This window comes from Paenibacillus sp. FSL K6-0108 (genome assembly GCF_045040695.1).
Lineage (GTDB): Bacteria > Bacillota > Bacilli > Paenibacillales > Paenibacillaceae > Paenibacillus > Paenibacillus pabuli_B.
This window is the reverse complement of sequence record NZ_CP150288.1, coordinates 2,654,087-2,670,148: the sequence shown is the minus strand read 5'-3', so window position 1 is coordinate 2,670,148 and position 16,062 is coordinate 2,654,087. Positions and strand designations below refer to the sequence as shown.

Annotated in this window: 13 protein-coding genes; 1 reads left to right on the top strand and 12 read right to left on the bottom strand. The window is 44.6% G+C overall.

Translation table 11 applies throughout. The annotated features are described in order from the left end of the window. Position 1: 1 nt before the first annotated feature. From fliF to MHB49_RS12260, 12 genes are all read right to left on the bottom strand, one after another. Complete coding sequence (gene fliF, locus MHB49_RS12315) at positions 2-1,585, bottom strand: flagellar basal-body MS-ring/collar protein FliF (protein WP_405156298.1); 1,584 nt, start codon at positions 1,583-1,585, stop codon at positions 2-4. A gap of 137 nt (positions 1,586-1,722) precedes the next feature. After that, positions 1,723-2,034, bottom strand: a complete 312-nt coding sequence (fliE, locus tag MHB49_RS12310; RefSeq protein ID WP_405156297.1) for a flagellar hook-basal body complex protein FliE — start codon at positions 2,032-2,034, stop codon at positions 1,723-1,725. Positions 2,035-2,098: 64 nt separating this feature from the next. After that, complete coding sequence (gene flgC / locus MHB49_RS12305; RefSeq protein WP_247902155.1) at positions 2,099-2,551, bottom strand: flagellar basal body rod protein FlgC; 453 nt, start codon at positions 2,549-2,551, stop codon at positions 2,099-2,101. A gap of 5 nt (positions 2,552-2,556) precedes the next feature. Next, the gene (flgB, locus tag MHB49_RS12300) at positions 2,557-2,964 is read right to left on the bottom strand and encodes a flagellar basal body rod protein FlgB (RefSeq protein ID WP_053783790.1); all 408 of its coding nucleotides are present in this window, start codon (positions 2,962-2,964) and stop codon (positions 2,557-2,559) included. Positions 2,965-3,952: 988 nt separating this feature from the next. Next, complete coding sequence (hslU, locus tag MHB49_RS12295; protein WP_247902154.1) at positions 3,953-5,353, bottom strand: ATP-dependent protease ATPase subunit HslU; 1,401 nt, start codon at positions 5,351-5,353, stop codon at positions 3,953-3,955. 136 nt (positions 5,354-5,489) lie between these two features. Then, entirely contained in the window at positions 5,490-6,032 is a 543-nt protein-coding gene (hslV, locus tag MHB49_RS12290) for an ATP-dependent protease subunit HslV (protein ID WP_062326042.1), read from the bottom strand. Between the two features lie 26 nt (positions 6,033-6,058). Next, a complete protein-coding gene (gene trmFO / locus MHB49_RS12285) occupies positions 6,059-7,402 on the bottom strand; it encodes an FADH(2)-oxidizing methylenetetrahydrofolate--tRNA-(uracil(54)-C(5))-methyltransferase TrmFO (protein ID WP_371121177.1) in 1,344 nt (447 codons plus the stop codon). 23 nt (positions 7,403-7,425) lie between these two features. Next, positions 7,426-9,516: a type I DNA topoisomerase gene (gene topA, locus MHB49_RS12280; RefSeq protein WP_405156296.1), complete on the bottom strand. Its 2,091-nt coding sequence runs from the start codon at positions 9,514-9,516 to the stop codon at positions 7,426-7,428. 124 nt (positions 9,517-9,640) lie between these two features. Beyond that, complete coding sequence (gene dprA / locus MHB49_RS12275) at positions 9,641-10,771, bottom strand: DNA-processing protein DprA (RefSeq protein ID WP_405156295.1); 1,131 nt, start codon at positions 10,769-10,771, stop codon at positions 9,641-9,643. A gap of 246 nt (positions 10,772-11,017) precedes the next feature. Further along, positions 11,018-11,947: a succinate--CoA ligase subunit alpha gene (sucD, locus tag MHB49_RS12270; RefSeq protein ID WP_024630202.1), complete on the bottom strand. Its 930-nt coding sequence runs from the start codon at positions 11,945-11,947 to the stop codon at positions 11,018-11,020. A gap of 80 nt (positions 11,948-12,027) precedes the next feature. Next, positions 12,028-13,188 (bottom strand): ADP-forming succinate--CoA ligase subunit beta, encoded by a 1,161-nt coding sequence (gene sucC, locus MHB49_RS12265; protein ID WP_247902151.1) that lies wholly within the window; start codon positions 13,186-13,188, stop codon positions 12,028-12,030. A 254-nt stretch (positions 13,189-13,442) separates the two neighbouring features. Beyond that, entirely contained in the window at positions 13,443-13,898 is a 456-nt protein-coding gene (locus MHB49_RS12260) for a MarR family winged helix-turn-helix transcriptional regulator (RefSeq protein WP_109999820.1), read from the bottom strand. A gap of 525 nt (positions 13,899-14,423) precedes the next feature. Here MHB49_RS12260 and MHB49_RS12255 point away from each other — a divergent pair. Next, positions 14,424-16,028, top strand: coding sequence for a YifB family Mg chelatase-like AAA ATPase (locus tag MHB49_RS12255; protein WP_405156294.1), 1,605 nt, complete (start codon positions 14,424-14,426; stop codon positions 16,026-16,028). The last annotated feature ends 34 nt before the right edge of the window (positions 16,029-16,062 follow it).

The following is a 16,062-nucleotide window of genomic DNA, read 5'->3' as shown; positions in this document are numbered from 1 at the left end:
TCTATTCGTCAGCCAGCCACGTACGCAGCAGATTGACGAATTCGTCTGGCTTTTTCTTTGCCAAACTCTCCAATTGTTTGCGCACTTGACTTTCGTTCGTTACACTGTCCAACGTAATGGACGGAAACTCTGTTGCCACCGGAAGAGGAATGTCCTCTTCTTCTATTTCGTTTTGTTTGCGACGACGGCGCACTAACAAAATAACAACCACTGCAATCAATGCTGCCACCAGTGCTCCTATGCCCCACATCATTCCGGTGGAAAGCTGGAAACCTGTATTGGTTGCCGCAGCAGTCTGGAAACCTTGTGACATTACCGAAACTTTTTTGGCCAAATCTGCGTCACTTATTACAGTGCCTGAGTCTGCCAATGATGCGCGAACAATGTTAACCAAAATGTTTTCAATCGCATCCTGAACCGGTGCTTGTAATTCTGTTTGTCCTGCCGGTGGTTCAACCGCAACGTTAATGGTTAAATCTTTTACAGTATAGGGACTGGAAACGATATCTTTAACAATTCGATTGACATCGTAGTTTTTAGTGCTCGATGTTTCTTCCGAGGTCGAGTTACCTGACGCATCTGATGATGGATAACCTGGAACTTCCTCTTGACCCGTGCCAGCAACACCACCTGTTGGATTGCTTGCTCCGGTATAACTCTTTTGAATCTCTTGCACACTAATCTCGATGCCCTTCATGTTATCTACATCGACCGGTGTGACCAGATTTTCTTTCCGCGTTTCCTTGTCAAAATTAAGCTTGGAAGCAACCAGAACATTGACGTTCTCGTCACCCACAATCTGGGAAAGAAATTGTTTCACGTTATTACGAACATCATTTTCGAATTTCTTCTGTAACGCCATGTTCTCTTGGACTTCAGAAGATAATCCCCCGCTACCACCTCGGGCTGTCGGAATCAATTCCGCTTCATCCGTATTTGTAATCGTTATGTTTTCAATAGGCAGATTGGGAATGGCTGTCTTGACCAAATTAAAGTATCCATCTACAGCAGCCTGATTGGGGTGATAACCCGGTTTAAACTGCAGGGCCACTGATGCTGATGCTTTATCCTGTTCTTCCAATCCAGCAAAGATATTATCTTTTGGCATATTGACCAAAACTTTGGCATCCTGTATGCCTTGCATCCGTTGAAGCAGCTGCTCCACTTCTCCGTTTAATGCATTGTTATACTTCACATCAAACTCTTTATCCGTCATCCCGATTGGGGATGATGATTCCTCGAATGACTTATAACCTAATGAACCATTCTGAATAATTCCTTGTGATCCGATATTCACTTTTGCAATAGCAACATCCGTGCTCGGTACAGATATGGTTTTGCCGTCTGCACTTAATTTGTATGGAATATTAGATGAATCAAGATAATTAATGACACCTGCTGAGTCACTTGCATTCAAATCCGTGAAAGCAACTTCATATTCCGTCTTTGACAATTGCATGGTTAGTACAACTGCAGCCAAAATTAAAAACAAGAAGGTGGAAATAAATAATACTTTTTGCTTTTTGCTAAAACTATTCCAATACTGGGATGCCTTATCCCTGTACTGGGCAATTCTCTCATTCACTCTGTCACCCCATCCGAAACTTTGCTTAGTCTGTCCTTCCGCAATCTCTATAGATTATAAAGCTTAACGGTCAGGAGCAGCATCGCAGCTGCTTGTTGTAGTTATCAGCGCTGTTGTCGAAGCGCATGTAAGCCATTTTACAATTGCGTACGCATAATTTCCTGATATGCTTCGACTACTTTGTTTCGGACTTGAGTCGTAAGTTGTAGACTCAACAGGGCCTGTTCAGAAGCGATCATCACCTGATCAACGTTCGCTTTTCCAACCAGGAATTGGTTTGACATTTCATGTGCTTTGGTCTCCTGTGCAGCTACAGACCCTAGCGCATTCTGTAGGTATGTACCGAAGCTCTCAATGGTTTCGGCTGGTGTAGATGGTTTACTTTGTGCCGTGCTTTGCATCTGAAGCGGTTGAACCCCTTGTGTGCTAAACATGTTGTTCTGAATCATTAATGTCCCTCCCTTTCATCTCTGTTCTTTGGTTTTATGGATCGTTCCACCTTTAAGCCGTTAACTAGGCTCTTCCAATCTCCAATGCCTTAGATATCATCGCTTTGGTTGAGTTCAAGGCTGTAACGTTTGCTTCATATGAACGTGAAGCCGAAATCATATCTACCATTTCTTTCGCGATATCCACATTAGGCATGTAGACATACCCCTCAGCGTTGGCATCCGGATGTGTAGGATCATAGACCGGTTTTAGAGGCGACTGATCTTCACGAATCTCGGATACCCGAACTCCCTCTCCAGACCCACTTCTTTTCATCTGGTTTTGAAGCAAACTGTTGAAGGAAGTCTTGTTGGGTTCAAGCACAACCATCTTGCGCTTATAAGGAACCGCCTCCCCGTTGGTTACACTCGCGCGAGTCGTCTCCGCGTTAGCAATGTTGGAAGATATAACATCCATTCGCAAACGCTGAGCCGTTAGAGCCGATGCACTGATACTGAAACTGTTACTGATGTTCACCTAAGTTATCTCCCTTCGACTCCAACACGCATCATTTTGATCTGTTCATTCACTTGCTGAATATAAGCGTTGTAACGCAGCTGGTTCTCCGCCAGAAGACTCATTTCTTTGTCTACATCGACGTTGTTCTGGTTGTTATTCATGGAGGTTGACTGGTCCATATTAACTACCGGTGTAGGTATGGAAGAGGAAGGACCTATGACAAAATGCCTTGAATCCGTTACTTTTCCTTTAAGAACAGGCATATCCCCATTCATTTGTTCCTGCAGCATTTCTTCAAAAGCAACGTCCGAACGCTTGAAATACGGGGTGTCCGCATTCGCAATGTTGTCAGCAATCGTTCGTTGTCTAATGTTGGAGGCGTCGAGTGCACCTTGCAGCCTTTGAAAACTAATATCATTCAAAAGATTCATAATCGCCCTCCTCTCTTTAGTAATTATGGAAATAGCTTCAATCTTTTCCCGTCAGGATGCATATGTTTTTTCGACAAAAAACATTCGCTTTTACACGGTTTTCTAGGACTTAAGTAGAATTAACTCTGATGTTGTCGTATAACATAAGTTTCTTCGAGATTGGGATATATTACAATAAGAAAAAAGCCCTATCTTTTCTGAAAGAGAGAGCTTTTTGTGTATTTTCTGCAAATTATGAATTTTTTCGTAAATGTCGGGGCCCAAAACAAAAATAAGCTTAAGCGCTCGATATAAGCTCTTAAACATTCTTAAAACTTATGCTATGTATCTACACGTTTCAGTACATCATAATAATACAAACCCGTTCTGCATTGATATGCTTTAGACTGATTTCTGTTAGAAATATTTACCGATATAATAAGCTTTCTTATAATTTCCGATAGAATCTTTAGAATTCTATGAAATTGATAATTGACAGAATATCCATTCCTGATTAATTGTTTCATCTTTATTTTCAAAACACTTTTTTAACATTTAAACAGAGTAAGATCCCTTTAATCACACAATAATATTTTGTCACACCCACAATATCAACTCGCTCATTTTTTGCGCATTTATGCAAATCTTTCTTAAACTACTGATTAAACCGATAACAAGACTTGGAAAAACAAAATCCTTTTATTGGAATTTATAGAATTATCAATTATGAGTTGTTAGTACGTCTTTAGAGTTTAAATACATGAATCTGCGGCACAAGTCCTAGATTATCTTTCGTCTTATATAACTTCATCTCTTTTATCGGTTACAATAGTGCATTATATTAGGCTGAAATAAAAATAAACGGCATACAGACGGATTGAATAAAGTCTTCTACAGTTAGATCCAGGACCAAATATCCTATATCCGTGTAGTCGTTTTGCCTTTATTCATCCATTGTATACCGTCGTTCAACCTTCAAACACGCTCTGAACAGAGCATTATCCCTCTGTTACAAGATATATTGACTTAAATCGCGATCCAGTGCAATGTCATTCAATTTTTCACGTACATATTCAGGAGTGATCACCATACGCTCAAGCGTAAGTTCTGGCGCTTCAAAAGACAGATCCTCAAGAAGTTTCTCCAGAATGGTATGCAGACGCCGTGCACCGATATTTTCGGTATTCTGATTCACGGACTCAGCCAGTTTGGCAATTTCACGAATGGCATCATCCGAGAACTCAATCTCAATATTCTCCGTACGCAGCAAATCCACATACTGCTTGGTTAACGCATTTTTAGGTTCCGTGAGGATCGATACAAATTCATCAAGTGTCAGACTGTTCAATTCTACACGGATTGGGAACCTCCCCTGAAGCTCTGGAATGAGATCTGAAGGTTTTGCTACGTGAAAAGCACCGGCTGCCATAAACAGGATGTAATCCGTTTTGACAGGGCCATACTTGGTCATTACCGTAGATCCTTCCACAATTGGCAAAATATCACGTTGTACCCCTTCACGGGATACATCAGGCCCGCTACCGCGTCCCTGACTGGCCACTTTATCAATTTCATCAATGAAAATGATACCTGTCTGTTCCGCCCGGCGAATGGACTCCTGAGTCACATCATCCATATCGATCAACTTGCCTGCCTCTTCCTGAATCAGAACTTTGCGAGCTTCCTTAATCGCGAGTTTACGTTTTTTGGTACGACGAGGCAATAAACTGCCGAACATCTCCTGCATGTTCATCCCCATCTGATCATTTCCTTGACCCGCGAACATATCCATCATATTTGGCGTGGTATCTTCCACATCAATCTCGATAACGTCATCTTCCAGCTTGCCAGATAACAAATCAAATTTGATTTTGCGTCTCCGCTCAGCTACTCCTGTATCCGGCTCTTGCTCATCATTTTCTGGCGTATTGTTTCCGTTATTGCCAAAAATCATTTCGAACGGATTTCGCTGATTTTTGGATTTGGATTGTGAAGGGGCCAAAATATGTACGATCCGTTCATTGGCAGCCTCTTCCGCTTTGTCCTTGACCTTTTCTGTACGTTCCAGCTTAACCATCCGCAGCGATGTTTCAATCAAATCACGAATCATGGATTCTACGTCACGGCCAACATAACCCACTTCCGTGAACTTGGTAGCCTCCACCTTTACAAATGGAGCTCCTACCAACTTGGCGAGTCGACGTGCAATCTCTGTTTTACCAACACCAGTAGGTCCAATCATCAGAATATTTTTAGGTACAATATCATCTTGGGTATGTTCGGGCAAAAGGCTGCGGCGATAACGATTGCGAAGGGCGACCGCTACCGATTTTTTAGCCTGTTTTTGACCTACGATGTACTTATCAAGCTCTGCAACGATTTGTCTTGGCGTTAATGCTTGAGTATCCATATAGCTTCCCTCCTACCAGTATGCGAACCTTGTTATGAGATTGAACATTATAAATTTCACCTACAAGGACAAAGAATCTCCACGATATAACTGGAGCCGATTCAATCATCAGGCCCTATCACGGAGATTGCTTTCCTTACAACTCTTCAACAATAATATTATTGTTGGTATATACGCATAACTCAGAAGCAATCTGGAGGGATTCACGAGCGATGTCTTTTGCTTCCAGATTCACTGCATGGCGTTTTAATGCACGTGCAGCAGATAAGGCGAAGTTCCCCCCCGAGCCAATGGCGATAACGTCATCATCCGGTTCAATAATTTCGCCCCCACCTGAAATCAGCAGCATACCCGTTTTATCCATCACTATAAGGAGTGCTTCCAGCTTGCGCAAAATCCGATCCTGGCGCCAATCCTTGGCGAGCTCTACCGCTGCGCGCTGCAGATTGCCATGGTGCTCCTCCAGCTTACCTTCGAATTTTTCAAACAAGGTTATGGCGTCCGCTACGGAACCAGCAAAACCAGCCACAACCTGCCCACGATATAAACGTCTTACCTTCTTGGCTGTATTTTTCATCACAACACTTTGCCCCATGGTCACCTGACCATCGCCAGCAATCGCTGCTTTTCCATTATGACGAACTGCACAGATCGTTGTAGCATGAAATGACATATCCATGATATCAGCCTCCTCCCACGATTAATTTACACGCGTTCCGGAACGGTTAGACCTTCTGCTGCTGCAAAACGGGCAATGCCATCCAGTGCACGCTGCGCAAGTGCTTCATTCTTTTCCTTTTTATTGCGTATTTTAGTTTCCAGCTTCGGCAGCAATCCGAAATTTGCATTCATGGGCTGGAAATGTTTGAAATCTGCTGTTGTAATATACTGTGCCATACTGCCCAGCGTGGTCTCCACCGGCAATACCACCAGTTCCTGTCCAAGCGCTGCTTTGGCTGCATTCATACCCGCGATTAAACCGGATGCCGCAGATTCTACATACCCTTCTACTCCCGTCATTTGACCTGCAAAGAACAGGTTCGGACGCTCTTTGAACTGATACGTTGGACGAAGTAGCTTCGGAGAATTGATAAATGTATTACGGTGCATTACGCCATAACGGACGAATTCCGCATTTTCAAGTCCAGGGATCAAAGAAAAGACACGCTTTTGTTCTCCCCATTTCAGATGCGTCTGGAACCCAACCAGATTGTACAGTGTTCCTGCTGCATTGTCCTGTCTAAGCTGAACAACAGCATGAGGCAGTTCCCCAGTATGCGGATTGACGAGTCCTACAGGTTTCATCGGACCAAACAAAGCCGTTTGTTTACCACGCTTCATCATGACTTCGATCGGCATACAGCCTTCGAAGTAAATTTCCTTCTCAAACTCTTTCAGTTGAGCAACTTCCGCTGTGATCAATGCTTCATAGAATACATCGAATTCCTCTTCTGTCATTGGACAGTTCAAATACGCTGCTTCGCCCTTATCATAACGTGAAGCCAGATACACTTTATTCATATCAATGGAATCTTTTTCGATAATTGGTGCAGCCGCATCATAGAAGTAGAAGTATTCTTCTCCCATAAGGGCCTTGATTTGCTCGGACAATGCCGGTGAAGTCAAAGGCCCCGTTGCAACAACAACGATTCCGTCTTCCGGCAAAGAAGTCAGCTCTTCATTGACTACTTCGATGAGTGGATGCTGATGAAGCGTAGATGTAATCTCTCCTGAGAATCCATCCCGGTCCACAGCAAGTGCTCCACCTGCTGGAACTGCATGACGGTCTGCTGCACCCAAGACGAGAGAATTAAGCATTCTCATCTCTTCCTTCAATACACCGACTGCGTTGGTCAACCCATTGGCACGCAGCGAGTTGCTGCACACCAGCTCTGCAAATTTATCCGTATGGTGAGCCGGCGTTTTCACAACCGGTCTCATCTCGTAAAGTTTTACACGCACACCACGACTTGCAATCTGCCAAGCTGCTTCTGTTCCTGCCAACCCGGCACCAATAACGGTTACTTGTTGTTCATTTGTCAAAATCATTTACCCCCATTATGCTAATCCGTTCATTCTTCTTCCGGTTCCTCCACCGGCTCTTGATGATCACATGAAGTACACTGTAATCGTGTCCCCTGTTTGTTCCGCTTCTCAATCATTAGTGATCCGCAACTTGGACATGGTTTCGCTGATGGCTTATCCCATGATACAAAATCACATTCAGGATACTTGTCGCAACCGTAGAAAATGCGTCCCTTTTTACTGCGGCGTTCAACAACATGCCCTTCCTTACATTTCGGACAGGTTACACCGATATCCTTGATAATTGGCTTGGTATTCCGGCAATCCGGAAATCCGGAACATGCGAGAAACTTGCCGAATCGACCCAGCTTATAAACGAGCGGTTTGCCGCACTTCTCACATATTTCATCCGATACTTCATCTTCAATCTCAATTTCTTTCATTTCTTCTTCTGCAAACTCCAGACGTTTCTCAAAAGATTCGTAGAATTCTGCGAGTACTTTGACCCAATCCTCCGACCCTTCCTCTACATGGTCAAGATCACCTTCCATGTTCGCAGTGAACTCCACATTCAGGATTTCCGGGAAAAACTCCTCCATCTGTTCAATGACCAGTTCGCCCAGTTCCGTTGGCATGAATTTCTTCTCTTCGATTGCAACATATCCGCGCTTTTGAATGGTTTCCAGCGTTGGCGCATACGTACTCGGACGCCCTATACCCAGTTCCTCCAGCGTTTTGACCAACCTTGCTTCCGTATAGCGTGGTGGCGGTTGAGTAAAGTGCTGTTTTGGCTCAATCTCCCGATTCTCCAGCACATCTCCATTTTTCAATGGAGGCAGCAGGCGATCTTCTTCTGTTGTACCGTCATCATTACCTTCTACATACACCTTCATGAATCCCTGAAAACGAACCTTTGAACCCGCTGCCCGGAAAATTGTATCTCCTGCAGCAATGTCCACAGATAATGTATCCAGAATAGCAGATGACATTTGGCTCGCTATAAAACGTTCCCAAACCAGTTTGTACAACCGGAATTGATCGCGGCTCATAAACGATTTGATAGAATCCGGATCACGTAATATCGAAGTTGGACGAATCGCTTCATGCGCGTCTTGAGCATTGGCTGCCTTTTTGGAATAGTTTCTAGGCGACTCTGGTGCAAATGGCTCACCGTACTTGCCAATAATATATTCCTTCGCTTCTTCCTGAGCCGATGCTGCAATTCGGGTAGAGTCTGTACGCATATACGTTATGAGACCTACTGTGCCTTCTTTTCCGAGGTCTACCCCTTCATATAGCTGCTGAGCGACAGACATCGTCTTGGAAGCTCTGAAATTCAATTTACGTGCGGCTTCCTGCTGTAGAGAACTCGTTGTAAACGGAGCAGAAGGGTTACGGCTGCGTTCTTTTTCTTTAACTTCTTTGACTGTAAAAGAAGCCCCTTCGATCTGTTTTAAAATGGCCTGTACTTCTGCCTCACTGCCAAGTTCGGTCTTGGTGCCGTTTAACTGATGGAATTTGGCTTCAAACGGATTTCCGTCCGCTGTCAGTTTGGCAGTAATGCTCCAGTACTCTTCCGGTTCAAAATCATTAATTTCATTTTCACGATCCAAAATGATTTTGACAGCCACGGACTGAACGCGGCCAGCGGACAATCCTTTTTTGACTTTCTTCCATAATAATGGACTAATTTTATATCCAACAAGCCGATCAAGAATACGTCTTGCTTGCTGCGCGTTAACCAGATCCATATTAATCTTGCGCGGTGTTTTGAACGCATCTTTGACAGCCTGTTTCGTAATTTCATTAAATACTACTCGGCAATCCGCCGTATCGTCCAGTTCAAGTGCATGGGCCAAGTGCCAAGCAATAGCCTCTCCTTCGCGATCCGGGTCAGCTGCGAGATACACTTTTTTCACTTTCTTTCGTGCATCCTTCAGTTCTTTCAAAATTGAACCTTTGCCGCGGATCGTAATATATTTCGGATTAAAATCGTTCTCTACCTCAACGCCGATCTGACTCTTTGGCAAATCGCGCACATGTCCCATCGAAGCTTTTACGATGAACTTGCTGCCTAAATATTTGCCGATCGTCTTCGCCTTTGAGGGCGACTCCACGATTACGAGTGCATCCGCCATAGGTTCATCCTCCTCTCAGTCATGAAACTGCTGCTTGTTTTTGGATTCATACTTCACTTCATTAGCAGCAGGACTAACTTCCGCTAATAATCTATTTTCACATGCCGCCATGATCGCAGCATCGTCATACCCTCGCGTATTTGGTCCCAGGTAATTGGCTAATCTGCTTTTTTATGATTAAAGATAACAGAACTGAATGCAAATGTCCAAAATCCCAGTTGAGCTGTTCCACAAGTTGGTCCAGTGATTGCTCCTCCTGCTCCAGCAGAAAAATAACTTGTTGTTCATCTGAAGATAGTTTTACAACAGGGAATATTCCTTGCTTGGAAGTTTCACTGCGTTCCGTCGAACGTCCTCTATTGTAAGGAAGTTGTTCCGTATTTGGCAAGTCCAATTGAAACTCTTCCAATAAATCTGTGGCGGAGGTCACCAATTTTGCCCCCTGACGAATCAAATTGTGTGAGCCTCGACTTTTGGGAGATGTAATGGGACCTGGGACTGCAAACACGTCTCTTCCCGCTTCGAGCGCTGCATCTGCAGTAATGAGTGAGCCGCTTCGGATATCAGCCTCAACGACTAACGTACCGAGGGTTAATCCGGCAATGATTCGATTACGTTCTGGAAATAACCCTTGACGGGCACGTGTACCCGGAGGATATTCCGACAAGAGTAGTCCTGTTTCGGCAATTCGTTCGGCAAGACTTGTATTTTCAGGAGGATAGATGTTGTCAATTCCTGTCCCAAACACTGCAATGGTTTTGCCATCTGCACGAAGAGCCGCATCATGACACACACTATCTATTCCTCTCGCAAGCCCGCTTACAATGGTCAAGCCAGCCTTGCATAATTGCTCCGCCAGCTTCTCACCAATTTTGCGTCCGTATACAGTGGGCATGCGGGTTCCTACCATTGCAATGGATTGAGTGTGCAACAGATTCATATCTCCGCGACCGTACATTACCCAGGGTGGCTGAACGGTTTCCTTCATTAATATAGGATAGTCCTGATCCAGATAGGTAACGACCTCAATCCCCTGTTTATAAACACTCTCTTGTCTTTGCTCAATCCAGTCGACATTGAATTGTTTGGTTAGACGTGCAGCTTGATCCTTGCGCAACCCCGCAGCGATCCAATCTCCTTCTGAATAATCCAGCAACTCCGTCAGTTGATATTGTCCTGACAGCAGTTTCGTGATTGTTTTTTTACCTATACCCTCCGTTTCATGCAACCCAATCAAAATCCATCGTTCTTCCATATCAAAAACCTCCCATAGTGGGAAGAAAATCTTCCCTCATATTGTGTAATAAGTGACAACGGAATGCAAGCGTTTACTCTACCAGGCAGATATCCTCTCCCTCTCTCACCCGATAAAAAAACGCAAAAAAGCAACCCTTCGCCCTGTTAAGGACAAAAGGTTGCTTACCTTTTCCGTATCAACAATAGTCGGTTCACCAGAAAAATAAATTTCCTAAACCGTTTCTTCTATTATAACGGAAAAGAATTAATGTGTCGTGCACAAATTCAGAATACCACGTTCTTCAAGTACGCTCACAAGAGTCGAGCCCATTTCAGCAGGCGTTGGAGCAACTTTGATTCCGCAAGATTCCAGTTTCGCAATTTTTTCTTTGGCTGTACCTTTACCACCAGAGATAATAGCACCCGCATGACCCATGCGCTTGCCTGGAGGCGCCGTAACCCCACCGATAAATCCAACTACCGGTTTGGTCATGTTATCGCGAACCCACTCTGCAGCATCTTCTTCAGCTGTACCACCGATTTCGCCGATCATGATAACCGCATGTGTCTGCGGATCTTCATTGAAACGTTTCAGGATATCGATGAACTCGGAGCCTTTAACCGGGTCGCCCCCGATTCCGACAGCAGAAGATTGTCCAATACCACGTGCAGACAATTGATGAACAGCTTCATACGTGAGCGTTCCACTACGGGAAACCACACCAACGTGACCAGGCATATGAATATAGCCCGGCATAATGCCGATTTTACACTCTCCTGGTGTAATAACGCCTGGACAGTTTGGTCCGATCAGAACGGTATCTTTGCCTTCCATGAAACGGTCAACCTTGACCATATCAAGTACCGGGATACCTTCCGTAATACAGATCACGAGATCCAGCTCTGCGTCAACAGCTTCCATGATGGAATCCGCTGCAAATGCCGGAGGAACGTAGATGACGCTCGCTGTTGCGCCAGTAGCTTCCTTCGCTTCCTGTACTGTATTAAACACCGGGAGACTGACTACTTTGCCATCTTCCAGCGTGATATCAACATTGGTTCCGCCTTTACCCGGTGTAACGCCGCCTACCATCTGGGTTCCGTAGTCTAATGCGCCCTTCGTGTGGAACATTCCCGTTGAACCCGTAATGCCTTGCGTAATGACTTTTGTATTTTTATCAATCAAAATACTCACGTTGCTTCACATCCTTACGGTTATTTTTCAAGTGCCGGACAGCTCCGGAACTAAGGCAGCAATTTGCCCAGGAATGAACTTTATTTTACGAGGGCAACAATTTTCTGTGCACCATCTGCCATGGAATCAGCAGGAACGATATTCAGGCCGGATTCACCCAAAATACGCTTACCAAGTTCCACGTTAGTTCCTTCAAGACGAACAACCAGCGGTTTAGTCAGGCCAAGCTGCTTCGCTGCTTCAACAACACCATTGGCAATGACATCACAACGCATAATGCCGCCAAAAATGTTAACGAAGATACCCGCTACTTTGGCGTCAGACAAAATGATTTTGAAAGCTTCGGTCACTTTCTCTGTTGTCGCACCGCCCCCAACATCGAGGAAGTTGGCCGGGTCGCCGCCATAGTATTTGATGATATCCATCGTCGCCATCGCAAGTCCTGCACCATTAACCATACAGCCGATGTTGCCATCAAGTGCTATGTAGCTCAGGTCGTATTTGGAAGCTTCGATTTCTTTTTCGTCTTCTTCATCCAGGTCGCGCAGTTCCAAAATGTCTTTGTGACGGAACAATGCGTTGGAATCAAAATTCAATTTCGCGTCCAGTGCGATAACGTTTCCATCTCCGGTAACAACGAGTGGATTGATCTCGGCAATGGAGCAATCTTTTTCGACAAAAGCAGTGTACAACGCAAGCATAAACTTAACCGCTTTGTTCACCAACTCATTCGGAATACGAATGCTGTACGCCAGTTTACGTGCTTGGAACACTTGCAATCCAATTGCAGGGTCAATAACTTCTTTGAAAATTTTCTCTGGTGTAGCTTCAGCTACTTCTTCGATCTCTGTACCGCCTTCTTCGGAAGCCATCATTACGACGCGGCCTGTGGCACGGTCCACAACAACACCCACATAATACTCTTTGCGGATATCGCATCCTTCTTCAATCAGAAGACGCTTTACTTCTTTACCTTCAGGTCCAGTCTGGTGTGTTACCAATACTTTTCCCAAAATTTCGGATGCGTAAGCACGAACTTCGTCGATACTTTTCGCTACTTTCACGCCGCCGGCTTTTCCCCGGCCACCTGCATGAATTTGCGCTTTGACTACAGTCACCGGACTGCCCAGTGCCTCTGCGGCCGCAACCGCTTCATCGACTGTATAAGCAACCTTTCCGTTTGGAACGGTGACTCCATACTGTTTCAGTACTTCTTTTCCTTGATATTCATGGATATTCATTCTCGAATCCTCCTATCAACATGACTGCAACAAGGCGGGTTGGTAGACTAACAAAAGACAAATGTTGACTATTTTCACTTAAACCCAATTCATTGTAACATGTTTTTAAAACGCTTTCCTTAAAAAAGTAATGGTTAATAGACAGTATTTTGATATGGGTATGATCCCATATTGTGAATGCTTGGATATTAATGGAAAAAACCTCGGCTATTAAGCCAAGGTTTTTTGATTGAATCACAATACGATGATGCATTTTATTTTCTGGCTTCTTTGGTGTTGGTTTGATGGACTTTCTCAAGCAGGCCCTTGAACTGTCCCAGCAAAGATTCGAACTCAGTACTGTTCAGACACGCATCTTCCTGGATTGCTTCAGGTATAGACAAAGCTTTATGGCGGAGTTCCCGCCCGGCGTCTGTAAGTGTAATCAATACTTTTCGTTCATCCTGGGCTGAACGTTCGCGGTGAATAAGTCCTGCTGACTGCAAACGTTTCAGAAGAGGCGTCAGTGTGCCTGAATCGAGATAAAGTGCTTCTCCGATTTCCTTAACCGTACATTCTTCGCGTTCCCACAACACCATCAAGACCAGGTATTGAGAATAGGTTACACCCAGCACCTCAAGATAGGGCTGGTACATCTTCGTAATCTCACGTGAACAAGCGTATATGGCAAAGCATAATTGATTATCCAGCTTCAAACTTTCATTCTGCATATAACTGTCTCACCTACCTATTGTGCATTGTATATTCCTTATATTAAAGATTCCTTCCCTGATATAACCACTAAAACGTGGGAATTATAAGGAATCCTTCATCTATCTTATCATAAATTAGAAAAAAAACAGAATAATTGAGCACAAATGATTTTACTTTTCTATTTAATATTGATAAATTAAATTGTATAAAATATAATTTGTATAGATGGTCCTAAATATACGATAACATTATTATAAAAAAATTTAGAGGTTGCACTCGCTCACCACACGTCGACTATGCCACCACAACAGCACAGCATTGTTTCGGAACTGAACACCCTTTTCATTTTACGAGAAACCTTCGTGCGATAAACTGTAACAATCCAGGAGTCAGGGAATAGATACACAGCAGCTATGACGAAGACGGGTTGACGCCCTGATTTCTTTTATATAAAATGCTTGTTAGAAGCTGAGGAAGCACCTTAATTCGTAGACTGGCCCGTATTATGCGCGCCAAGGACGAAGTGAGGTGTTTCTTTTATTATGTACGGAAAACTGCATAGCGCCTGCTTATATGGAATTGACGGCGTTTTAATTGAAGTGGAAACAGATTTGTCGAATGGTCTACCTCAGACGTCTATTATCGGACTGCCAGATTCAGCTATTCGTGAAGCGGTTGAACGCGTTCGTGCAGCTATAAAAAACTGTGGCTACCAGTATCCGTTGCAACGAATTACGATTAATCTCGCCCCTGCCGATCTGCGCAAGGAAGGATCTTCTTTTGATCTTGCCATTGCTATTGGTTTACTGACAACAAGTGGTCAACTGGTACTTCCAGTTGAGGAACGAACATTGGTGGTGGGTGAGCTAGCATTGGACGGTTCAGTGAGATCGGTGCCTGGCATTTTGTCCATGGTAGATTTGGCGAAACGTCAAGGTTTTACCTCTGTTCTTCTGCCCGCCGATAATCTGGAAGAGGCTTCGTTGATTCAGGGTATTCAAGTATATGGAATTCGTCATTTGCAAGATATCGTTCCAGAGAGTGCAACAGCTGCTAAAAGCACGAATGGAGCAATTCAAAATACGGGGCCCATTGTTTTAAAAGACTACACTCACCTTTCTGTGCGATTATCAGATTACGGAAATTTAAATAACCGAGAGCGCTCGAAACACACTTCATTTCTGGAAGATGATTATAGTGATGTGTTAGGACAACATCATGTGAAGCGGGCACTCATGATTGCCGCAGCAGGGATGCACAATATTTTGCTGGTCGGCCCGCCAGGAACAGGGAAAACCATGTTAATTAAACGGCTGCCTACGATTCTCCCCCCATTGTCCGAAGACGAAGCGCTGGAAGTAACCAAAGTACTAAGTGCCGCAGGCAAACTGAAAGATACCTCGAATGGTCTTATCGCAGACAGACCCTTTCGCTCCCCACACCATACGATATCCACCTCGGGTCTGATTGGAGGCGGCGGAATTCCCAAGCCGGGCGAAGTTAGCCTTGCCCACCGAGGTATATTGTTTCTGGATGAGCTGCCTGAGTTTCAGCGGCAAGTCCTTGAAGTGTTGAGACAGCCCTTAGAGGATCGCAAAGTCACCATAAGCCGCGCGCGAGCCGCGTTCACATTCCCAGCCCAATTTATGCTCGCTTGTTCCATGAATCCCTGCCCTTGTGGGTATCTCTCTGCCCAATCGGAGGATCAGCGCTGTATATGCAGTCCTACTCGTGTTGCCGCCTATCGTGCCAAAATTTCGGGACCACTACTAGATCGCATCGACCTTCAGGTCGAAGTTCCTTCCCCAGGCGAGTGGCGCAAGGCCGGAGTTTCTCCTTCATCTGCTGAAATGCAGGCCAAAGTCATTTATGCGCATCATATTCAGGCTGCCCGATATGCGAACAGTTCAGTTCGCTGGAATAGCCAGCTATCAGGAACCCTTCTGCGCCGAACGATCCGTCTGCCTGAAGAAGCAGACCAACTGCTCCAGCAGACACTGCAGGCACTGAACCTGAGCATGCGTGCACATGATCGTATTATTAAGATGGCCCAGACGATCGCAGACTTGGACCATGATGGCGTCATTTTGACAGCTCATGTGGCTGAGGCGATACAGTATCGGCAGCTCGATTTAAATTTGTTTTAATATCCTCTAGTAATAACGCCGAGGAGGAATCCAT

What these genes read in the sequence shown, in the direction of transcription:
- fliE (WP_405156297.1), bottom strand. Translation starts at nt 2,034, where the DNA reads ATGATTCAGAACAACATGTTTAGCACACAAGGGGTTCAACCGCTTCAG.
- flgB (WP_053783790.1), bottom strand. Translation starts at nt 2,964, where the DNA reads ATGAATCTTTTGAATGATATTAGTTTTCAAAGGCTGCAAGGTGCACTC.
- hslU (WP_247902154.1), bottom strand. Translation starts at nt 5,353, where the DNA reads ATGGATACTCAAGCATTAACGCCAAGACAAATCGTTGCAGAGCTTGAT.
- hslV (WP_062326042.1), bottom strand. Translation starts at nt 6,032, where the DNA reads ATGGATATGTCATTTCATGCTACAACGATCTGTGCAGTTCGTCATAAT.
- trmFO (WP_371121177.1), bottom strand. Translation starts at nt 7,402, where the DNA reads ATGATTTTGACAAATGAACAACAAGTAACCGTTATTGGTGCCGGGTTG.
- topA (WP_405156296.1), bottom strand. Translation starts at nt 9,516, where the DNA reads ATGGCGGATGCACTCGTAATCGTGGAGTCGCCCTCAAAGGCGAAGACG.
- dprA (WP_405156295.1), bottom strand. Translation starts at nt 10,771, where the DNA reads ATGGAAGAACGATGGATTTTGATTGGGTTGCATGAAACGGAGGGTATA.
- sucC (WP_247902151.1), bottom strand. Translation starts at nt 13,188, where the DNA reads ATGAATATCCATGAATATCAAGGAAAAGAAGTACTGAAACAGTATGGA.
- MHB49_RS12260 (WP_109999820.1), bottom strand. Translation starts at nt 13,898, where the DNA reads ATGCAGAATGAAAGTTTGAAGCTGGATAATCAATTATGCTTTGCCATA.
- MHB49_RS12255 (WP_405156294.1), top strand. Translation starts at nt 14,424, where the DNA reads ATGTACGGAAAACTGCATAGCGCCTGCTTATATGGAATTGACGGCGTT.